Origin of the sequence: Streptosporangium sp. LJ11, from assembly GCF_051918945.1 — a bacterium.
In the GTDB taxonomy this organism is placed as follows: domain Bacteria; phylum Actinomycetota; class Actinomycetes; order Streptosporangiales; family Streptosporangiaceae; genus Streptosporangium.
This window is the reverse complement of the sequence record NZ_JBPXMB010000022.1, coordinates 1-19560: the sequence shown is the minus strand read 5'-3', so window position 1 is coordinate 19560 and position 19560 is coordinate 1. Positions and strand designations below refer to the sequence as shown.

General features: G+C 69.9%; 19 protein-coding genes. 11 read left to right on the top strand and 8 right to left on the bottom strand.

All coding sequences use genetic code 11. From position 1 onward, the window contains the following. Positions 1 to 35: 35 nt before the first annotated feature. Entirely contained in the window at positions 36 to 1322 is a 1287-nt protein-coding gene (locus ACTOQ3_RS29350; RefSeq protein WP_440086671.1) for an extracellular solute-binding protein, read from the bottom strand. A gap of 137 nt (positions 1323 to 1459) precedes the next feature. On the opposite strand from ACTOQ3_RS29350, the gene ACTOQ3_RS29345 reads away from it, so the two are divergent. Beyond that, a complete protein-coding gene (locus tag ACTOQ3_RS29345; protein ID WP_440086670.1) occupies positions 1460 to 2194 on the top strand; it encodes a GntR family transcriptional regulator in 735 nt (244 codons plus the stop codon). A gap of 56 nt (positions 2195 to 2250) precedes the next feature. On the opposite strand, the gene ACTOQ3_RS29340 is transcribed toward ACTOQ3_RS29345, so the two are convergent. Then, positions 2251 to 3519, bottom strand: coding sequence for a TolB family protein (locus ACTOQ3_RS29340; RefSeq protein ID WP_440086668.1), 1269 nt, complete (start codon positions 3517 to 3519; stop codon positions 2251 to 2253). Beyond that, positions 3516 to 4016, bottom strand: coding sequence for a SigE family RNA polymerase sigma factor (locus ACTOQ3_RS29335; protein WP_440086667.1), 501 nt, complete (start codon positions 4014 to 4016; stop codon positions 3516 to 3518). The genes ACTOQ3_RS29340 and ACTOQ3_RS29335 overlap by 4 nt, the downstream gene beginning before the upstream one ends. 165 nt (positions 4017 to 4181) lie before the next feature. Here ACTOQ3_RS29335 and ACTOQ3_RS29330 point away from each other — a divergent pair, with 165 nt between their 5' ends. From ACTOQ3_RS29330 to ACTOQ3_RS29315, 4 genes are all read left to right on the top strand, one after another. Continuing rightward, positions 4182 to 4868 (top strand): nucleoside/nucleotide kinase family protein, encoded by a 687-nt coding sequence (locus ACTOQ3_RS29330; RefSeq protein WP_440086666.1) that lies wholly within the window; start codon positions 4182 to 4184, stop codon positions 4866 to 4868. 186 nt (positions 4869 to 5054) lie between these two features. Beyond that, a complete protein-coding gene (locus ACTOQ3_RS29325) occupies positions 5055 to 5963 on the top strand; it encodes an LCP family glycopolymer transferase (RefSeq protein ID WP_440086664.1) in 909 nt (302 codons plus the stop codon). Positions 5964 to 6127: 164 nt separating this feature from the next. Next, a complete protein-coding gene (locus ACTOQ3_RS29320; protein WP_440086663.1) occupies positions 6128 to 6367 on the top strand; it encodes a hypothetical protein in 240 nt (79 codons plus the stop codon). Positions 6368 to 6803: 436 nt separating this feature from the next. Next, entirely contained in the window at positions 6804 to 7424 is a 621-nt protein-coding gene (locus ACTOQ3_RS29315; RefSeq protein ID WP_440086661.1) for a TIGR04282 family arsenosugar biosynthesis glycosyltransferase, read from the top strand. 28 nt (positions 7425 to 7452) lie between these two features. On the opposite strand, the gene ACTOQ3_RS29310 is transcribed toward ACTOQ3_RS29315, so the two are convergent. Then, entirely contained in the window at positions 7453 to 8739 is a 1287-nt protein-coding gene (locus tag ACTOQ3_RS29310; RefSeq protein WP_440086660.1) for an endonuclease Q family protein, read from the bottom strand. A gap of 401 nt (positions 8740 to 9140) precedes the next feature. Here ACTOQ3_RS29310 and ACTOQ3_RS29305 point away from each other — a divergent pair, with 401 nt between their 5' ends. Beyond that, positions 9141 to 10364 (top strand): helix-turn-helix domain-containing protein, encoded by a 1224-nt coding sequence (locus ACTOQ3_RS29305; RefSeq protein ID WP_440086658.1) that lies wholly within the window; start codon positions 9141 to 9143, stop codon positions 10362 to 10364. A 128-nt stretch (positions 10365 to 10492) separates the two neighbouring features. Further along, positions 10493 to 10891, top strand: coding sequence for a hypothetical protein (locus ACTOQ3_RS29300; RefSeq protein WP_440086656.1), 399 nt, complete (start codon positions 10493 to 10495; stop codon positions 10889 to 10891). A gap of 117 nt (positions 10892 to 11008) precedes the next feature. Here ACTOQ3_RS29300 and ACTOQ3_RS29295 read toward each other — a convergent pair whose 3' ends face one another. The 4 genes from ACTOQ3_RS29295 to ACTOQ3_RS29280 all read right to left on the bottom strand — a co-directional run bounded on the left by ACTOQ3_RS29295 (position 11009) and on the right by ACTOQ3_RS29280 (position 14547). Further along, positions 11009 to 11545: an NUDIX hydrolase family protein gene (locus ACTOQ3_RS29295; RefSeq protein WP_440086655.1), complete on the bottom strand. Its 537-nt coding sequence runs from the start codon at positions 11543 to 11545 to the stop codon at positions 11009 to 11011. A 178-nt stretch (positions 11546 to 11723) separates the two neighbouring features. Then, positions 11724 to 12689 carry an acetylxylan esterase gene (locus ACTOQ3_RS29290; protein WP_440086654.1) on the bottom strand — a complete coding sequence of 322 codons (966 nt, stop codon included), beginning with the start codon at positions 12687 to 12689 and terminating at the stop codon, positions 11724 to 11726. 295 nt (positions 12690 to 12984) lie between these two features. Continuing rightward, on the bottom strand, positions 12985 to 13503 hold the full coding sequence (locus tag ACTOQ3_RS29285; RefSeq protein ID WP_440086652.1) for a flavin reductase family protein: 519 nt from the start codon (positions 13501 to 13503) through the stop codon (positions 12985 to 12987). 3 nt (positions 13504 to 13506) lie between these two features. After that, the gene (locus tag ACTOQ3_RS29280) at positions 13507 to 14547 is read right to left on the bottom strand and encodes an LLM class flavin-dependent oxidoreductase (RefSeq protein WP_440086651.1); all 1041 of its coding nucleotides are present in this window, start codon (positions 14545 to 14547) and stop codon (positions 13507 to 13509) included. Between the two features lie 635 nt (positions 14548 to 15182). Between ACTOQ3_RS29280 and ACTOQ3_RS29275 the strand changes: the two genes are divergently transcribed. The 4 genes from ACTOQ3_RS29275 to ACTOQ3_RS29260 form a co-directional block, all read left to right on the top strand. Then, positions 15183 to 16700 (top strand): acyl-CoA carboxylase subunit beta, encoded by a 1518-nt coding sequence (locus ACTOQ3_RS29275; RefSeq protein ID WP_440086830.1) that lies wholly within the window; start codon positions 15183 to 15185, stop codon positions 16698 to 16700. After that, entirely contained in the window at positions 16700 to 16888 is a 189-nt protein-coding gene (locus ACTOQ3_RS29270) for an acyl-CoA carboxylase subunit epsilon (protein WP_440086649.1), read from the top strand. The genes ACTOQ3_RS29275 and ACTOQ3_RS29270 overlap by 1 nt, the downstream gene beginning before the upstream one ends. 19 nt (positions 16889 to 16907) lie before the next feature. Next, the gene (locus ACTOQ3_RS29265) at positions 16908 to 17648 is read left to right on the top strand and encodes a thioesterase II family protein (RefSeq protein ID WP_440086648.1); all 741 of its coding nucleotides are present in this window, start codon (positions 16908 to 16910) and stop codon (positions 17646 to 17648) included. Between the two features lie 36 nt (positions 17649 to 17684). Then, a partial coding sequence (locus tag ACTOQ3_RS29260; protein ID WP_440086646.1) for a type I polyketide synthase occupies positions 17685 to 19560 on the top strand: 1876 nt, incomplete at its 3' end.

Sequence of the window (19560 nt, the reverse complement as noted above, 5' to 3'; positions counted from 1 at the left end):
CGGTTTCCCGCGGGCCGGTGTGCGGTGGACGGGTGTCAGGACTTGGTGTTGAGGATCTCGGCGATGCCCTGGTCCACCGCGGCGGCCTCGGTGGCGGGGTCGCCTCCGGTGAGCACCCTGGTCAGATACTCCTTGATCAGGTTCTTGGCCTCGACCGCCGCCCAGTTGGGGGAGTTGGGGGTGGCGTGCCCGTTGGCGGCGCCCGCGGCCATCGCGGCTGTCGCCTCGTTGTCGCTCAGCACGCCGGCGAGGGAGACGCGGTTGGGTACATAGCTCATCTCCTTGGCCATGTCGGTCTGGAACTTCTCGCCCGCGAGCGCCTTGACCACCTCGTACGCCGCCTCGGGGTTTTTCGACGCCTCGGGGATGACCAGGTCGGAGCCGCCGGTGAACACCGCGCCCGGCTTGTCGGCGGTCTTGCCGGGGATGGGGAAGAACCCGAGCTTGCCCTTGAGGTCCGGGTTGGCCTTCTCGATCGCCACCGCGCCGCCCGGGGCGGAGATGAGCTGGGCGACGTCGCCCTTGGCGAAGACGTCGGCCTGCGGCGGCTTGGCCTCGTCGGAGTCCTTGGGGCCCTTGCCCAGCACCTGGAGCTTCCGGTAGAACTCGACCCCGGCCTGCGCCTGGGGGGTGCCGAGGCCGCCCTTCCAGGTGCCGCCCTCGTTGACGGCGAGGTCGCCGCCCTCGTCCCAGATGAATCCCGCGAGGGTGTACCAGTTCTGGCCGGGCAGATAGATGCCCTGGTCACCGCCCTTGTTGAGCTTGGCCGTGACCTCCAGCCACTCGTCCCTGGTCTTGGGCGGCGAGGTGATCGAGGCCTTGGCGAACAGGTCCTTGTTGTAGATGACCACCCGGTTCGCGGCGTACCACGGGATGCCGTACTGGCGTCCGTCGATCTTGCCGGGTTCCGCCAGGCCGGGCAGCCAGTCGGCGCCGCCCAGGTCGGTGATCTTGCCGGTGAGGTCCTTCACCCCGCCGCTGGCGGCGTACTCGGCGACCTGGGTGTTTCCGACCTCGATGACGTCCGGGGCGTCGTTGCTGGCCAGGGCGCTGGTGACCCGCTGGCCGATGCCGTCCCACTCCTGGATCTGGATGTCGAGGGCGACGCCGGGGTGGGCCGCCCGGTAGTCGGCGCGGAAGCGGTCGAGCAGGGCGTCGGAGAAGCTGTCGCGCATGACCCACACGGTCAGGTTCGTGGTGCCCTGCCCGGTGCCGGCCGAGCCGGGCGAGTCCGTGGAGGGGGACGGCTCGGAGGAGCCGCATGCGGTGAGGCCTGCGGCGAGTGTCAACACTGCCGCGGTGGCGCGGAGGCGGTACCCCATCGGTACTCCCAGAGGTCAGATATTGGTAAGTAATTGGCCTGCTTCGCATAGGGTGGCTCTTACCACTTCTGCCGTCAAGGCCTGTTTTTTCGAGGACGACAGGTAACAAATAGGTAAGGTCTTGGTAAGCTGGGGCGGTGACTCTAAACATGAGGTCCGGGCTCAAGCGCGACCGGGTGCGCGACGTCCTGCTCGACTTCATCGCCGACATGAAGCCGGGCGAGGCGATCCCCTCCGAGCGGGATCTCTGCAAGGAGCTCGGGGTCTCCCGGCCCACGGTGCGCGCGGCGATCGACGATCTGGTCATGTCGGGGCTGCTCGTCCGCGAGCACGGGCGCGGCACGTTCACCGGACCGCACCGGGTCACCCAGGCGCTGGCCTCGACCACGGGCAACTCGTTCTACGCGCCGCCCGCCGAGGGCAACTGGCTCAGCCGGATCCTGGAGTTCGGCTCCACCCCCGCGGGCGCCAGGCTCGCCACCCGCCTCCAGCTCTCTCCCGCCGACCCCGTCCTGAGAGTCGTGCGGCTGCGCGTCGTCGACGACGAGCCCATGGCGATCGAGCGCATCCACCTGCCGTACGCCCTGGTCGACGGCCTGGTCCCGGCCGACATGGAGTCGGGCTCGTTCTACCGGCTGCTACGGGAACGTTTCAACGTCGACGTCCGCAGCGCCGTGCAGACGATAGAGCCCACCGTCACCGACGAGACCGAGGCCGAGCTCCTCCACGTCCCCCAGCACGCCCCGGCCCTGCTCTTCGAGCGCACCACCCGCGACGTCGGCGGCCGGATCGTCGAGTTCACCCGCTCGATCTACCGCGGCGACCGCTACCGGGTGACCTCCGAGCTGTCCTTCAACGCCGACTCTGGCTGATCCCCGGATGCTCCCCGAGAGGCGGGGCCGGGCACGAGCCCCGGCCCTTCCCTCCCTCACCTGATGGCGGCCAGGTCCACGACGTACATCCTCTTCCCGACCCGGTATGTCATCAGCCGGTCGAAGCCGCCGTCGGGGATGAGCATGCCTCCCCTCTTGTCCTGGCGTACGCCCAGATCGGCGGACGTGCCGGTGACCAGGTCGTAGAGGAAGACGCCGCCGTCCATGGGCATTCTCTTGTAGAACCGCTCCAGGCCGGGCTGGTCGTCCAGCTGGACATCGGGAGGCAGCGTCCGCTCCCGGGAGCCGTCGCGGTCGCGGACGAAGTTGCGTGGGCCGGCCCCCGTGGGCAGACTCTGGCCGTAACACCGGTTGACCCCGCACCTGACGAATTTCTCGTCGGGCTTGACCACGGCGTCACGCCGCTCCCCCGTCTCGACGTTGAACAGCTCGGCGAAGACGATCAGCTTGGCCAGATCGCCCTGCTTGAGCAGATTGTCACGATCGGTGTGGCGGCCCACCCAGGGCCACCGCAGGAGGTACCGCCCCTCGGTCCCCGGCACCGCCCGCGGCTCGCCGCCGCGCAGCGGCACCCGGTACACCCCGCCGCTCTCGCGGGAGAAGACCACGTCCCGGCCCACCACCTCCAGCTTCCCGATGTGGCCCTTCTTCATGATGTTCTCCAGCGGGACGTCGGCCACCTTCCGAGGGGTGCCGCCGCCGACGGGCACCGTCCAGATCCGGGCGACCCGCTGCCTGCCCGGATCCTTGTACGACGCCCACCAGACGACGTCCCCGCCGCCCGCGGTGACGTCTTCGGCGTAGAGCGTCGAGTTCCTGGTCGGGATCTCGGCGATCCGCCGGGGGCCGCCGCCCTCCAGGCCGTAGGTCCACAGGAACTGCCTCGTCCCGTCGCTCCTCCCCGTCATGACGAGCATCGTGCGGTCGTCGAGAAGCGACTGCGGGTGGTGAACGCGGCCGTCGGGCAGCTTGGCGGGGATCTTGTGCAGGGCCCGTGGCCATACCCGCTCGATGGGCGGCGGCAGCTTCTCCTCGGGTGCCGGAGTCGGCTGTGGCGTCGGCCCCTGCGCGTCGGTGGAGTTCACCGCGGGCTGCTTCACGGCCGACGGGCCCAGAGTCCGCACCGCCGTACCCGCCCCACCGGCCACCACGACCACGGCCGCCGCCGCGAGCAGCGCGGCGGGCGCCCGCCGGGGGCGGCGGCGTGCCCTGACCGCCGCGGACAACGTGACCCGCGCCCGCTCGGGCACCTGGTCCGCCGCCCCGGTCAGAACGCGGGTGAGCTTGTCTTCGATGTCGGTCATCGCGTGCTCCCGTGGGCCACAGGTGAGGTGGAGAGGGAGGACCGCAGCTTGTCCAGGCCGCGGGAGGCCTGGCTGCGCACGGTCCCCTGCGAGATGCGGAGCACCTCGGCGATCTCGGCGTCGGCCAGCTGCTCGTAGTAGCGGAGCACCAGCACGGCGCGCTGTCTGCGGGGCAGCGCGGCCAGCTCCTGCCATAGCCCCTGGTCCTCCTCGGAGGGGAAGACCGCCTCCCAGGCCCGCTCGGGCGGCTCCCCGGTGAGATGCTCGCGCCTGCGTCGCCGCCAGATGCTGACGTGCAGCCGCGCCATCGTCGTCCGGGCGTAACCGTGCGCGTCGCTCTTGCGCCGCACCCTCGGCCAGGCGCCGCGCAACCGGGTCAGCGCCTCCTGCGCGAGATCGGCGGCGTCGTGGGGGTTACCGGTCAGAACGTACGCGTAGCGGAGCAGCGCCTCACCCCGCTCGGCCACGAAGTCGTCGAAACCGGGTTCTTCGTCCACATGCCGTCCCTTCTTCCTCGTCATGGCCTAGACGCCGAAGAACCCGGAAATGTTGCACCACGCCGTCGATGCGTACAGGCCGCGCTGGATGTCGGCGGGTGGCTCGGCTACGTTCTTTCAGATGACGACCACCTCGGCTGTCCCGGTTCGGGGCGGTCTGCCCCGATGACATCCCTCGACGACCTGGTGGTCCGGGCGCGTTCCCTCGTACGGGAGGGGCACCGCGCGCTGCTCGGCGTCACCGGAGGTCCGGGGGCGGGCAAGACCACCCTCGCCGAACACCTGGTCCGCCTGCTGCGGCCGGCGCCTCCCGACGGGCTGCCGGAGCGGGAGTGGGTGGCGTACGTGCCGATGGACGGCTTCCATCTCGCCGACGTCGAGCTCGACCGGCTCGGGCGCCGCGACCGCAAGGGGGCCCCGGACACCTTCGACGCCGCCGGATACGCGGCCCTCCTGCGCCGCCTGCGCGAGGACGAGGACGATCCGATCTACGCGCCGGCCTTCGAGCGCGACCTGGAGCAGCCGATCGCCGGCAGCATCCCGGTCCCGCGGGCCGCCCGGCTCGTCGTCACCGAGGGAAACTACCTGCTGCTCGACCAGGGCGACTGGGTGCGCGTGCGGTCCTGGCTGCACGAGGTCTGGTACTGCGACCTCGACCCGGACGAGCGCGTGCGCCGTCTCGTCTCCCGGCACGAGCGCTTCGGCAAGGACCCCGACGCGGCGGTGGCCTGGGCGCTGGGAACCGACCAGCGCAACGCCGACCTCATCGCCACCACCCGTTCCCGCGCCGACCTCGTCGTCCCCGACGCCGTCCTGCGCTCGATCGGCGACGGCGAGACGGGGTCCGGCTGACGCGGACCGGTTGAGGCAGGCCGGTTGACGGAGACCGGTCGGCCCGGCGAGGCCGGGTCCGGTGAAGCCGGCGCGGTCCGCGGGCAGGCCGTCTCGCGGACCGTGAACCCGGTCGGGGGGTCATGGCGATACATCGCTGATCACTTTTCCGACGGGAAGGCCGGCCTTCATGCCATGGTGCCCGCGATGACCGCGCCACTCACCGCCCAGACTCGCGACTGCGACCTCATCGACGAGTCGCGGACCCACCCGGAGGCGTTCGCGGCGCTGTTCGACCGCTACTCCGGGATGCTCTACCGGTACGTCTCCCGGCGGCTGGGCCCGGAGATCGCCGAAGATCTCGTCGGCGAGACGTTCCTGGTCGCCTTCGCCCGCCGGAGCCACTACGACCTGGCCTACGCCGACGCCCGGCCGTGGCTCCGGCGGAAGACCCGGGTCGTCAACATCCCCAGGGACTCGATCGTCCGCATCCCCGCCTGCGAGTCCCCGGGCGGGTCGGCGCTTCCGGCCAGAACCGACATGATCAACTCGGCGTTCCACGCGGGCGGGCTGTCCTGCGCGTGGAAGACGGTCGAGTCGACCACGGGAATCCACGTCGACCACGCGGTGGAGATCCATTTCTCCGGGTTCAAGGGCATGGTCGACGCGCTCGGCGGGGTGGAGGTCACGCTGCCGCGGCCGGTGGACGATCGCAAGGCGAAGCTGCGGCTGCCCGCGGGTAGGCACATGCTCAACGGCGAGCAGGCGCTGGGTTACGTGCGGCTCCGCAACTTCGGCGACGGGACCGACCTGGAGCGGATCAAGCGCCAGCACCGGTTCATGAACGCGCTGGTCATGAAGGCGAGCGGTCTGCTGGACGAGCCCACGACGCTCTCCGCCTTCCTCGCCGAGGTGAAGAAGTCGATCAGGACCGACGCCGGGCTCGACCTGGGGACGATGTACGCCATCGCGCGGGGCATGGCGAAGTTCGAGCCCGGCTCGGTGACGTTCTCCACGGTTCCCACCCGTCCGCACCCCGAGGATCCGAACCGTCTCGCGTGGGACGGGGCCACCGCCGAGCGGCTCTTCGCGGGGATCAGACGTGACGCCGGGTGAGCCGGAGGGCTTCTCGCCGCCGAGTGTCGGCGAGGACATAAGTGGATAAAAGGGATAGTCGTGCCGAATGTGGCTCGGTGTGAGTCTTGATGGTCGATGTGGTTCGTCTTTCCGGAAATAAGGCGATATCTCCGTGGAAACATCCGCACGTCATGGGAGAACCCATGTCCGTTGCCCGCTGTATCACCACCGCCGCCCTCGCCGCCCTCACGGTGGCGCTCACCGCGCCGATCGCGTCCGCCGCCCTCATCCCGCCCCGGCCCGCCGTGCCGGGCGAGTGCTCGCTCTTCGGGGCGGTGACCGTCAGGAAGGGCGATCGTACGGAGACCTGGACGTGGGGGCCGGGCTACCAGAGCTACCTCAGCAGTGAGAGCAGTTCCCGGACGTTCACGCAGACCATGTAGGAGTTGACGCAGGCCATGTGAGGGAGGGCCGGCCGGGGGGCCGCCGGCACCCGGCCGCCCGAATTTCCGATCATTCTCTGACCATGGGTCTGAACTGGTCATTTCTTGGCAGCACGCCGCCGTCCCTCAAGGGTGAGCTCGTCCGGCGGTCTTAGCGTCGAACAATGGAGATCGACGTGGTGTCGCCCCGCCCGGACGAGCGGGCGGCTCTGACGCGCCGGGTCATGGCCGATCGAGCGGACGCATGAGCGGCGCGGGGAACGGGCGGTACGGCACCGGCCCGTTTCCGTACACCCGGGCCGAACTCTCCCGGGACGAAATACTCCATGGTTCCCGGGACGAAACACTCCGTGGCGAGGCGTCCCGGAACCAGAGAGCCTGGGGTGAGCCATCGCGGCGCGTACCGTCCCAGGGCGGGCTGCCCAGGGGGCAGGTCGTGGTGATCGCCGGAGAGCCGGTGGCAGGGAAGGCCAAGATCGGGCTGATCCCGCCCTTCACCGCGCATGAGGCCGCGGCACTGGCCGCCGCCGCCCTCGAGGACACGCTGCGCGCGGTCGCCCGCGTCCCGGTCGCCCGGCGCGTGCTCGCGCTCGACGGCGCCCCGGGACCCTGGCTCCCGCACGGGTTCACGGTGCTGCCGCAGCGCGGGAACGGGCCGGACGAGCGGCTCGCCGCGGCCCTCGACGACGCCCACCGGCTCCTGTGCGGGCCGGTCGTGCTCATCGGCATGGACACCCCGCAGGTCACCCCGGACATGCTGGTCTATGCGCTGTCCCTGCTCAGTGCCTACGACGCGGTGTTCGGCCCGGCGACGGACGGCGGGTTCTGGCTGCTCGGGCTGCGCGCCCCCGACCCCGCTCTCCTGCTCGGCGTCCCGATGTCGGAACCGACCGCCGGCGAGATCCAGCTGCGGAGGCTGGGGGAGGCCGGGTTGAGCGTCGCCCTGATGCCCCGTCTCACCGACGTGGACACCGCGGCGGACGCGTTCGTGGTGGCCGCGCAGGCCCCGCGGTCCTTTTTCGCCGCCACTCTCGCCAGGATGAGCGCGCTCCGGTGAGCGGGGCGCCGGGAGGCGGTACGGAAGCCTAGAAAAGCGTTGGGGCGGCGGCCTCGTCCGCCCGCTCCAGCTCGCCCGGCTCGAAGAGCCTGATCACGCCGTACGTGCCGTCGTACCCGGGTTCCCGGATCACCTCGCCGCGGCGCAGCCGCCCGACGGCCTCCGCGAGCGGCGGTGAGTGGGCCGCGATGTCGTCGACCGGTACGTCCTCCAGAATGCCCAGCTCGGGCCCCAGGGCGGCGGTGAGCCTGTCGACCTCCTTGAGGACCTTCTTGCTCTTCGACCCCACGTCGAGGATCTCGCCCACGATCTCCGGCAGCGGTACGAGGTTGCGGAAGCCCGCGACGCCCTCCGGCCGGAAACCGTCGGGCCGGTCGGCCAGTTCCTGGACCCGGTTCAGCACGCCCACCGTGAGCGGCTTCCCGCACACGGGGCAGATCCCGTCGCGCCCGCGCGTCTCCTCGGGCTCCATCCGGATGTCGCACTTGCGGTGCCCGTCGACGTGGTACTTGCCCTCCTCGGGGAAGAACTCGGTCGTTCCCGCGTACCCGGCCCCGGTCTGGAGCGCTCGCAGGACGGCGAAGTAGTCGAGGTCGGTCTCGAACACCGTGGTCTCGCGGCCGAGCATGGGCGGCGAGTGGGCGTCGGAGTGGCTGACCAGCCGGTAGCGGTCGAGGGCGGAGACCCGCCAGTTCATGGCCGGGTCGCTGGACAGCCCGGTCTCCAGCGCGAAGATGTGTTCGGAGAGCTCGCCGTAGCACTCCTCGATCGTGTCGAACCCGGACTTCGAGCCGAAGACGCCGAACCACGGCGTCCAGACGTGGGCGGGCACCAGGTAGGCGCCGTCGCCGCTGCTCAGGGTGATCTCCAGCAGGGCGCGCGAGTCCATGCCGAGGACGGGCCGCCCGTCCGCGCTCAGGTTGCCGATCCGTTCGAGCCTCGCGTTGAACGCCGCGGCCTCGTCGAAGCCCGGCATGTAGACCAGGTGGTGGATCTTGCGGGTGCGCTCGCCGCGCCGGTAGACCGTGGAGACCTCGGTGGACAGCATGAACCGCACCTGGTCGGAGGCCACCCCGGCGGGCGGCGGACCGAGGACGTCCGGAGCGCGTTCCTCGCGCAATCGGAACAACCCCGGCTCCGCCGGTACGAGGTTCTCTCGCAGCTGCTCGAACCACACCGGATGTGTGAAATCACCGGTGCCCATCAGCGCGACGCCCTTGCGCCGCGCCCACCATGTCAGATGTTCCAGATCACTGTCTCTGCTGCAGGCCCGGGCGTATTTCGAGTGAATGTGCAGGTCAGCATGAAACCGCATTCATCACATTCTGCCACAGGCCATATATGGAGCTCAGTGAGCAGCCGAACCAGCTCAGATCGGTGACGGTCTCCCACTCCGCACCGCACGGACCCGCCGCGCACCACGGGTCCGCCGCGCTCCCCGGATTTCACGAGCTGTGGCGCGAAACCTCGGGAGGGCCGTGGAAGCGGGGCCGTCACCGCAGCGGCCGTCCCCACCGGCCCGGGTCCCGCGCGCTCGGCGCCCCCCCGGAAGATCGATCCGGCGGAACCCGGGCAATCCGATGATCGTTTTCCTGTGAAAAAGACCGGCGGGTGATTTCACGCCGGAAAGGGAACCGCTCAGCGGGAATGTTCATCTCGGCGGAGCCGGTGGGCCGTTATCGTGGAGATGTCGCGCGAGCGCGGGGAGGTGCCGGGATGACAGGGCAGGAATGGGATCCCGATCCGGATGGTGAGAGCGAATCCACCGGTCGTCGAATCGCCAGGGCGCGTAAACGCAGAGGGCTCACCCAAATCGGTCTCGCGGCGAAAGCGAATGTTTCTCGTAGCTTGATCGCGCAGGTGGAGGCGGGTCACAAGCGGGCCACCCCATCGCTTGTCGCGGCCGTGGCGAGAGCGTGCACGGTCGACGCCGCCGAGATCGTCGGCCGGCCCCCCGGAGGGCCGGACAGGGGGGTGGACAGGCGCACCGAGGCGATGCACGCGGCGATGCCCCCCATCAGGCGGGCTCTGGCCTACGCCGACATCTCCCCCGAGCTGGAGGTTCCTCCCAGGTCGCTCGACGAGCTCGCCGCGGAGCTGGTCAAACTCCAGAAACTACAGGGGGCCGCCGCGCACGTCCGCCTCGGTGCCCGCCTGCCCGCGAGCATCGAGGAGCTGACGGTCCACGCGGTCGAGTCGGACGCTCCGAGGGCGTGGCGCCTGCTGAACCACGCGTACGCCATAGCGGTGTCCCTGACCCGGCGTCTGGGCTACAGCGACCTGGCGCAGGTCGCCATCGAGCGGGCCGCGATCGCCGCGCCGCGCGCCGACGACCCGCACCTGCGGCATTTGGTCTCCCTGTCGCGCGCGTTGTTGCTGCTCACACTGGGGTCCGGTGACATCGCGTTGACCATGGTGAAGCGGGCGGCGGGTGAGGTGGACCGGTCGGAGACGGCGGGGCTGCAGGTCTACGGCTCCCTCCACCTGCGCGCCGCCGTCTCCGCCGCGCGGATGGGGCACGGAGCGGACGCCTGGGAGCACCACGGCCTCGCGGCGGAGGCGGCGGCGCGGCTCGACGCGCGGCCGAGACGCGACCCGTACGGGCTGCAGGTGAATCCCGTCAACGCGGTGATCCACGGATGCGCGGTGGCGACCGAACTCGGTGACCACGACACGGCGATTCGCCTCGACTCGGGGTTCACGCCGTCCTCCAGGCTCTACGCCGAACGCAGGGCGCATCACGAAATCGACATGTCCAGGACGCACCTGTTACTCAAAGAACACGACAAAGCGCTCAGACGAGTGCTCAACGCCGAGCGAATCGCCCCACAGATGGCGCGATTCCACCCCACGGCCAGAGAGGCCGTCAGGCAGTTGGGAACCTATTACCGGACCGTTCCCGAACAGCTGCGCGGCCTGGAAAGTCGAATGGCCTTCTAGTCTTATCCGGCGTTTTGTTCACGGGAAATCGTGAACACTGGTGGTGGCGATTCTTCATAAGGTCGTCGCGATGGTGAGAACCGCGACCCTCGCCGTCCGGATCCGGTGAGTCCGACCTTGGAGGATGGGTGACACGGCGTGTGGTGCGGGCTGAGTCCCGGGGGATGGTCGACGAGGCGACGGCGGAACGCCACGACAGGGCGCTGGCGGTCGTGCAGCGACTGCTGATCGAGCGGGGAATCCGCGCCCACCGCCACCACACGATGAGCCTGGGGTTCTTCGCCGCCCGCCCGGGGGCTCCCGCCTGGCCCGGACGGGCCGGCCTGCGCTCGCGGACGGACCGGCGTCCGCCCGAACTGGCCGTGATCGCTCAGGGGCGGCGCGCCGCCACGGTGACCATAGGCCCACGCTCCGGCTGCTACCTGGTGTCCGTCCGTGACGGCCCCAACCTCCACGCCGTCAGGCGGGAGCAGCCCCACCGGGTCGTGGAGCTGATCGTCACCGACCGGCTGGGCGAACCGTCGTGATCGTCAGGCCGTTCACCGGTCCCGAGGGCGTTCCGCCCCGAGGTCGGGTCGGACGGCACCGACCACTCGAGGGGCGCCCGCGCGGGAGGGCGGCCGCGCAGGGACGGGAGCGACCGGTCAGGAAAGGCAGCCGACGTGGGCGAGGGCCTGCTTCAGCAGGACGCCCTGCCCGCCGAGCATCTCCTGCTGCACCAGCGGGGACGAGGCCTCCTCGGGGGTGAACCAGACAAGGTCGAGGGCGTCCTGCCGGGGGCGGCAGTCACCCGCGACCGGGACGACGTAGGCGAGGGAGACCGCGTGCTGCCGGGGATCGTGGTAGGGGGTGACGCCCTGGGTCGGGAAGTACTCGGCGATGGTGAACGGCTGCGGGGAGGCCGGGACGCGGGGCAACGCCGTCGAGCCGAGATCCTTCTCCAGGTGGCGCATGAGCGCGTCACGGACGCGCTCATGGTGAAGCACGCGGCCGGAGACGAGGGCGCGGCTGACCGCTCCGTCCGCCCCGATGCGCAGCAGCAGGCCGACACGCGTGACCACTCCCGTCTCGTCGACCCGCACCGGTACGGCGTCGATGTAGAGAATCGGCATCCGCGCGCGGGCCGACTCCAGTTCCTCGGGAGCGAGCCAGCCGGGCGTGGTTTCGGTCATTTCGGTCATTGACCGATCGTACGTCGCGGCCGGCTCGAAAACGCGTTCCCTCCCCGCAACCGGCCGTCGAAAGCCGGTACCGGCAGGCGCGGTACTTCAAGATCTCCTCGTCGACCGACGATCTTCCCGTTCCCGCACGGGTCCGGACCACGGAACGCCCGCACGCCTTCCCCGGCGGGGCTCGGGGTCAGAAGAGCCGTGAGAGCCACTCGGCCTGTTCGCGCTGCAGGAAGGCCTCGCCTCCCTCGTGGTCGTTCCACTCGTAGGCGATCATCTTTTTCCGGCCGCCGTAACGGTTGAAGGCCGCGTAGCCCCCCGAAGGCGGACAGGTCTCGTCACGCAACGCCACGCTGAACAGTGCCGGGCAGCTCGCACGGGGCGCGAGGACCGCGAGGTCGAAGTACGCGGTCATGGTCAGGGCCGCGTCGGCCTCGGCGCGGTGGGTGCGGCACCACTTCACCAGCTCGGCGTAGGGGCCCTGCGTGGCGAGATGAGCCGAACGTCGGATGTCGCAGAGAAAGGGGACGTTGGGCATCGTGCCCGTGACCGTCGGGTGCAGGGCCGCGGCGGCGAGTGCCAGCGCGCCACCCTGGCTGGTTCCGGTCGTCACGAGCCGCTCCCGATCGGCGAAGGGAAGCAGCGCGGCCGCGTCCACCGCGCGGACCGCGTCGGTGAAGAGACGGCGATAGTAGTAGGAGTCGCGGTCCGGCAGCCCGTCGGTCAGGAACCCCGGGACGCGCGGACTCCCCGAGGTGCCCGTGTCGGGGGTGTCTCCCGTACGCCAGGCGCTGCCCTGACCGCGGGTGTCCATGACCAGGTGCGGATGGCCGACCGCGGACCAGTAGAGCCACTCGTGGGGGAGGCCGCGGCCGCCTCCGTAGCCGATGTACTCGATGACGGTCGCCCGGGTGCCGTCGGCGTCCTTCGGCACGAGATACCACGCGCGGATCGGCTGGCCGCCGAACCCCGCGAAGGTGACGTCGTAGACGGCCACGGACCGCAGGGGGGTGTCCTCGACCGGCTCCGCCGTCACGTTCAACGGGTGGCCGGCGGCCTCGTCCAGAGTCTTCTGCCAGAACTCGTGGAGATCTTCTGGTGTGTACAGGTTCGGTAAGTAGTTCGCGATGTCGTCCAGGGGTAGTTCCCAGCCCATGGGCCGCCCTCCGTGTTCCTCTCAGAATGTCGCCCGACCCCGGTCGCGACCGTACAGGATCGATGTGGCCGAGGCGATCGCGCCGACGTCCGGGAGGGACCGGAGCATCGCGCGGGGAAGGCGGTCGGCGCCGCCGCTCGCGGCGCAGAGGAAGCGCGCGTCGTATCCGACGCCGCCCTGCCTGAGCCCCCGGCGCCTGCGGGGTGCTCATCGTGTCAAGGACGCGGGCAGGGGGCGGGCCGCACGGCAAAAGCCCAGGTCCGGATATGGGCCTGGGCTTTGTGCGGGGTAGGGGTCACGAGACCGTCTGGAGGGTCCGGCAGGGCGTGGTCAGGGCGTCGGCGCACACCCGGTGCAGCTGTCCCTGATGGAAGACCAGCGGCTCCCCGTCGCCGTCGTTCGTGGCCAGTGAGGTCACCCTGGCGAGGATCAACTCGTGGTCTCCCACCAGGTGGCTCGTCTCCAGGACGCAGTCGATCCACGCCAGCGCGCCGTCGATCGCCAGATGGCCGCTCTCCTTCGTGGACCAGCCGATGCCGGCGAACCGGTCGGCGCCCCTGGTCGCGAACGATCGGCACACCCCCGCCTGCTCGACGCTCAACAGGCTGATGGTGAAGGCGCCCACGGCCCTGATCCGCGGCCACGTGGTCGAGGTGTGAGCGGCGCAGAAGGCCACGATCGGCGGGTCGAGGGAGACCGAGGTGAAGGAGTTGACCGTGAAACCGCACGGCTCGCCGTCCGACATCGCGGCGATCACCACCACCCCGGTCGGGTACTGGCCGAGCACGCGCCGCATTCTCAGGCTATCGATCATCACTCACCGCGCTTCCCACGTCCGCTTGAGCCGGTCGAGATGGTTGAGGCTGTCGAGCACGGTGTCCGTGTCGGGGACGAAGTCGACGAGACAGCCGATCTCGTCGACGCCGATCTTCTCGAGGGAGTGCAGCAGGGTCATGCCGTCGTCGACGGTGCCGAAGAGGCCACCGGTGTCGAAGTAGCGGTCGAAGGAGATCTCGAGGAGGAACTCGATGTCCTCGGAGTCCATCGATTCCGGGTCCAGACCGGGAATCAGCTCCTCGGCCGCCTTCATGACCAGCCCGATCGAGCTGCGCAGGTAGTCGGTGAACGGCTGGTGGACCACCTCGCGCACGCGGGCCCGGTCCTCGCCGAGGAAGGTGTGCAGCATCAGCACGACATGGCCGGTGCCGCCGTGGTTCCTGGCGAAGTGCTCGCGGTAGTCGGCGACCTTGTGCGCCAGCTCGTCCAGGCTCTGGCCGAGCAGGTGCGTGAGGATGCCGACGCCGAGCTCGCCCGCCTGGCGGAACGTCTGGGGGTTGCCCGAGCTGGTGAGCCACGTCGGCAGTTCCGGCTGGATCGGAGCCGGATGGGTCCGGAGCTTGACCGGCTCGCCGGCGCCGTCGTTCACCTCCACCGACTCCTGGCGCCACAGGCGCCGCACGGTGTCGACCGTCTCGGTCGTCACCTGCCTGCGGTTGCCGTAGTTCTCCGGCCGGAGCGCGAAGTCGTCCAGGTGCCAGCCGGTCGCGAAGGCGATGCCGGCGCGGCCGCCGGACAGGTTGTCCACGACCGCCCATTCCTCGGCGATGCGTGCCGGATGGTGCAGCGGGGCCACGACGCTTCCGGCGCGGATCGCGACGTGCTCCGTCACGGCCGCGATGGCCGCGCCGGTGACGGCGGGGTTGGGGTAGCGGCCACCGAACTCATGGAAGTGCCGTTCCGGCGTCCACACCGCGGAGAAACCGTGGGTGTCGGCGAATCGGGCCCCTTCCAGCAACAGCCGGTACTGATCGGTTCCTGCCCTTGCCTCGTCAGCGAAATAGAAAAGGCCAAAGTCCAACGGTTTCTCCCAACGTGCTGTAGGGCTCGCATGGAGCACACGCTCGTATACGGCCAAGCGGCACCATTATTTGCCGGATCGGAGAAGCCGAGTAACCCCTAGGATCCACTAAACGGGCGGGGCCGTGCGCGGCGCGAGCCCGGTGGCCTCCGGTTTCCATCCGCCCCCATCCGCGCGGGCAGCCGGCGCGGACCTCTTCCGAGCACGCGTCGTCGCGGACGGTGCCGCGCGAAACACCCAGGTGACCGCATCACGGCTGTGGCGCCGCACCCGGGTCGCGGCCGGCGACGAGTTCGGCCGCGCGGTCGCACCGGATCGGCGGCAGGGGTTCACCCCGCTCACGGCACCCCGTGCCGCCCGCCGCCGGGCACCGGCCCCTTACCCCACCGGCCGGTGTAGGGGACTTCGTAGGGGAATACCGGCCCGATCTTTAGGGGCGAGCCCCGGTAGCTACGCCGCTGTCTCATGGGCTGGAATGAGGCGTGAATGAGGCGGGGCATCCGTTCACGAAATGAATGGCGCATTGTCGAATATCCCTGCTTATTGGCCGAGAGGATATACGCAACGTGACTCTTACCACAGAACGCGGCCTGGAAACACCTCTCTCGCTGCGGGAGAGGGTCGCCGAACTCGGGATGCTCAAGGATCAGGCACGCGGCGGTGATGTTCAGTCGGCCACGGAGCAGCAGCGAGCCAAGGGCAAGCTCACCGTCGACGAACGGCTGGAACTGCTCTTCGATCCCGGTAGCTTCACCGAGATCGAGCAGCTGCGCAGGCACCGGGCGAGCGGCTTCGGCATGGAGAACAGGCGACCGTACACCGATGGCGTCGTGACCGGGTGGGGCACCGTACACGGACGCACCGTTTTCGCCTACGCCCACGACTTCCGGATCTTCGGCGGCTCGCTCGGTGAGGCGCACGCCCAGAAGATCCACAAGCTGATGGACCTCGCGGCGGCGACGGGCGCGCCGCTCGTCAGCCTCAGCGACGGGGCCGGCGCCAGGATCCAGGAGGGCGTGACCGCTCTGGCCGGCTACGGCGGGATCTTCCAGCGCAACGTACGGGCCTCCGGGGTCATCCCGCAGATCAGCGTGATGCTCGGCCCGTGCGCCGGTGGCGCCACCTACTCGCCGGCGCTCACCGACTTCACCTTCATGGTCGACGGCATCTCGCAGATGTACATCACCGGCCCGAGCGTGGTCGAGGCCGTGACCGGCGAGAAGATCAGCCACGACGGGCTCGGCGGCGCCCAGGTGCACGGAACGCTCTCCGGGGCCGCCGGATTCGTCTACGACAACGAGGTGGACTGCCTCGAGGAGGTCCGCTACCTGCTGTCCCTCCTGCCGGCCAACAACCGCGAGGCGCCGCCCGACCTGCCGACGGACGACCCGGCCGACCGGCGCTGCGACGCCCTCCTCGACATCGTGCCCGTCGAGCTCAGCAGGTCGTACGACATCCGCGAGGTCATCAGGGAGATCGTCGATCTCGGTGACTTCTTCGAGGTGCACACCCTGTGGGCGACCAACGTCATCTGCGCCCTGGCCAGGATCGACGGCCACGTGGTGGGAATCGTGGCAAACCAGCCCTCCTCGCTGGCCGGCGCGCTGGACATCGACGCCTCGGAGAAGGCGGCGAGATTCGTCCAGTTCTGCGACGCGTTCAGCATCCCGCTGGTCACCCTGGTCGACGTGCCCGGCTTCCTGCCGGGCAAGGACCAGGAGCACGCCGGCATCATCAGGCACGGGGCGAAGCTGCTGTACGCGTACTGCAACGCCACCGTTCCCCGTATCCAGGTCATCCTGCGCAAGGCGTACGGCGGGGCCTACATCGTGATGGACTCCCGTTCCATCGGTGCGGACCTGTCCTTCGCCTGGCCGACGAACGAGATCGCCGTCATGGGCGCCGAGGGCGCGGCGAACGTCGTGTTCCGCAAGGAGATCGCCGCGGCCGACGACCCCGAGATGATGCGCGCCGAGATGATCAAGGAGTACCGGCAGGAGCTCATGCACGCCTACTACGCCGCGGAGCGCGGCCTGGTGGACGACGTGATCGACCCGGCCGAGACCAGGGCGGTCCTGGCCCGGTCGCTCGCGATGCTCCGCGCGAAGAACGCGAAGGTCCCGTACCGCAAGCACGGAAACCTGCCGATGTGATGGCCGGCGACGACGTCATGTTCCGGTTCGTACGCGGTGAGCCCGACCAGGAAGAGGTGGCCGCGGTGATGGCGGCCCTGTCGCGCACCTTCGCGAGCCGGCCCCAGGACGGCGACGCCTCCGCTCATCTCCCTTCCTGGAATGAGCCGGAAGTCTTCGAGGCGCCGAATTCATGGTCCTCCCGGTGAACCAGGAGAAGGAGTACAAATGATCACCGAAACCGGAACGTGGCTGCGGTCGTTCCAGGCCGCGCCGCCGTTCGCCACCCGCCTGATCTGTTTCCCGCACGCGGGCGGCTCGGCCTCGTATTTCCACCCCGTCGCCAAACAGCTCTCCTCGCTGGACGTGCTGGCCGTCCAGTACCCGGGCAGGCAGGAACGCCGCCACGAGCCGTGCATCGACGACATCGCGACGCTCGCGGACCGGCTCGTCGAGGAGATCATCCCACTGGCCGACCGGCCGATGGCCTTCTTCGGCCACAGCATGGGCGCCGTGGTCGCGTTCGAGGTGTCCAGGAGGCTGCTGACACATGGCATCTCACCGCTGGTGCTGTTCGCCTCGGGCCGGCGCGCGCCCTCCTGCACGCGCAACGAGACGGTGCACAAGGAGGGCGACCAGGCGCTCCTGGCCGAGGTGCGGCGACTCGGCGGGACCGACCTGCGCATGCTGAACGACCCCGAGGTCGTGAGCATGATCCTGCCCTCGCTGCGCGGCGACTACAAGGCGATCATGACCTACCGATGCCAGCCCGGAATCAAGATCGACGCGCCCGTCATCGCGTTGGTCGGTGACAACGACCCCCATGTCTCGCTGGACGAGGCGATCCGCTGGAAGGAACACACCAGCGGCGCCTTCGACATGCAGGTCTTCCGCGGCGGCCACTTCTACCTGAACTCCCACGCCCCAGCGGTGATGCGGACGATCACCGAAAGCATCCCGAGCGCGTAGTCCCACTTTCGATAGCGCGAAGAGTACGAGGCGAGCATGACTGCGAACGACACCAAGCTCATCGAGGCCCTGCGTTCCTCGCTGAAGGAGACAGAACGGCTGCGCGCGCAGAATCGTTCTCTCACCGACGCGGCGCGCGAGCCGATCGCGATCGTCGGGATGGCCTGCCGGTTCCCCGGTGGGGTGTCCTCGCCCGAGGGTCTGTGGGATCTGGTGGACGCCGGTGCCGACGCGATCGGCGAGTTCCCCGGCGACCGCGGCTGGGATCTGGAGCGGCTCTACGACACCGACCCCGACAACCGGGGCACCTCGTACTCGCGGTCCGGCGGGTTCCTGCACGACGCCGGCGAGTTCGACGCGGGCTTCTTCGGGATCAGCCCGCGTGAGGCGCTCGCGATGGATCCGCAGCAGCGGTTGCTGCTGGAGACCTCGTGGGAGGCGGTCGAGCGGGCGGGCCTGGATCCGGTGGGGCTGCGCGGCAGCCGGACCGGTGTCTTCGCGGGTGTGATGTACCACGACTACGCGCCCCAGCTCTCGGACGTGCCGAGTGAGCTGGAAGGCCTGATGGGCACCGGCAACTCGGGCAGCATCGCCTCCGGCCGGGTGTCGTACACGTTCGGGTTCGAGGGCCCTGCGGTCACGGTCGACACCGCGTGCTCGTCGTCGCTGGTGGCGCTGCACCTGGCCGTCCAGGCGTTGAGGTCGGGCGAGTGCGACCTGGCGCTGGCCGGCGGGGCGACCGTGATGGCGACTCCGGCGACTTTTGTGGAGTTCTCCCGCCAGCGTGGCCTGTCGGTGGACGGTCGGTGCAAGGCGTTCTCCGCGGAGGCCGACGGCACCGGCTGGGCCGAGGGCGTGGGCATGCTGCTGGTCGAGCGGCTGTCGGACGCTCGCCGCAACGGCCACCGGGTGCTGGCCGTGGTCCGCGGCAGCGCGGTCAACCAGGACGGTGCGAGCAACGGGCTGACGGCGCCGAACGGTCCCTCGCAGCAGCGGGTGATCCGTCAGGCGCTGGCGAACGCCGGTCTGTCGACGGCGGATGTCGACGCCGTGGAGGCGCACGGTACGGGTACCAGGCTGGGTGACCCGATCGAGGCGCAGGCCATCCTGGCCACGTACGGCCAGGACCGTCCTGAGGATCGGCCGCTGTGGCTGGGGTCGCTGAAGTCGAACATCGGTCACACCCAGGCCGCCGCCGGTGTCGGCGGTGTGATCAAGATGGTGATGGCGATGCGGCACGGGACGCTGCCGCAGACGCTGCACGTCGACGCGCCGTCGCCGTACGTGGACTGGTCGGCGGGCGCGGTGGAGCTGCTGACCGAGCCTCGGTCGTGGGATGTGGATGACCGTCCGCGCCGGGCCGGTGTCTCATCCTTCGGGGTGAGCGGGACGAACGCGCATGTGATCATCGAGCAGGGTCCGGTGGAGGCCGAGGTCGAGGCCGGTGTTGTCGAGCTGCCGGTGACGCCGTGGCTGATCTCGGCCAAGACCCCCGAGGCGCTGCGGGGGCAGGCTTCCCGGCTCGCCTCCTGGGTGGAGGAGCGGCCGGAGCTGGACGTGGCCGATGCCGCTTGGACGTTGGCGAGCGGTCGTTCGGTGCTGGAGCAGCGTGCGGTGGTGGTGGGCGCCGACCGGGTCGAGCTACTGACCGGGCTGCGTGCCCTGGCCGAGGGCACGGCGACGCCGGAGGTGGCCGGTGGCGGGTTGGCGATGTTGTTCGCCGGTCAGGGCAGCCAGCGGGTGGGCATGGGCCGTGAGCTGGCCGCCGCGTTCCCGGTGTTCGCCGACGCCCTGGACGAGGTTTGTGCGTTGTTGCCGGGGTCGGTGCGTGAGGCGATGTTCTCCGACTCCGACGGCGTGTTGAACGAGACCGGGATGACCCAGCCGGCGCTGTTCGCCTTCGAGGTCGCCC

Coding starts and splice junctions, on each gene's coding strand:
- ACTOQ3_RS29350 (WP_440086671.1), bottom strand. CDS start 1,322: ATGGGGTACCGCCTCCGCGCCACCGCGGCAGTGTTGACACTCGCCGCA.
- ACTOQ3_RS29340 (WP_440086668.1), bottom strand. CDS start 3,519: ATGACCGACATCGAAGACAAGCTCACCCGCGTTCTGACCGGGGCGGCG.
- ACTOQ3_RS29330 (WP_440086666.1), top strand. CDS start 4,182: ATGACATCCCTCGACGACCTGGTGGTCCGGGCGCGTTCCCTCGTACGG.
- ACTOQ3_RS29325 (WP_440086664.1), top strand. CDS start 5,055: ATGACCGCGCCACTCACCGCCCAGACTCGCGACTGCGACCTCATCGAC.
- ACTOQ3_RS29320 (WP_440086663.1), top strand. CDS start 6,128: ATGTCCGTTGCCCGCTGTATCACCACCGCCGCCCTCGCCGCCCTCACG.
- ACTOQ3_RS29310 (WP_440086660.1), bottom strand. CDS start 8,739: ATGCGGTTTCATGCTGACCTGCACATTCACTCGAAATACGCCCGGGCC.
- ACTOQ3_RS29305 (WP_440086658.1), top strand. CDS start 9,141: ATGACAGGGCAGGAATGGGATCCCGATCCGGATGGTGAGAGCGAATCC.
- ACTOQ3_RS29295 (WP_440086655.1), bottom strand. CDS start 11,545: ATGACCGAAATGACCGAAACCACGCCCGGCTGGCTCGCTCCCGAGGAA.
- ACTOQ3_RS29290 (WP_440086654.1), bottom strand. CDS start 12,689: ATGGGCTGGGAACTACCCCTGGACGACATCGCGAACTACTTACCGAAC.
- ACTOQ3_RS29285 (WP_440086652.1), bottom strand. CDS start 13,503: ATGATCGATAGCCTGAGAATGCGGCGCGTGCTCGGCCAGTACCCGACC.
- ACTOQ3_RS29275 (WP_440086830.1), top strand. CDS start 15,183: ATGCTCAAGGATCAGGCACGCGGCGGTGATGTTCAGTCGGCCACGGAG.
- ACTOQ3_RS29270 (WP_440086649.1), top strand. CDS start 16,700: ATGGCCGGCGACGACGTCATGTTCCGGTTCGTACGCGGTGAGCCCGAC.
- ACTOQ3_RS29265 (WP_440086648.1), top strand. CDS start 16,908: ATGATCACCGAAACCGGAACGTGGCTGCGGTCGTTCCAGGCCGCGCCG.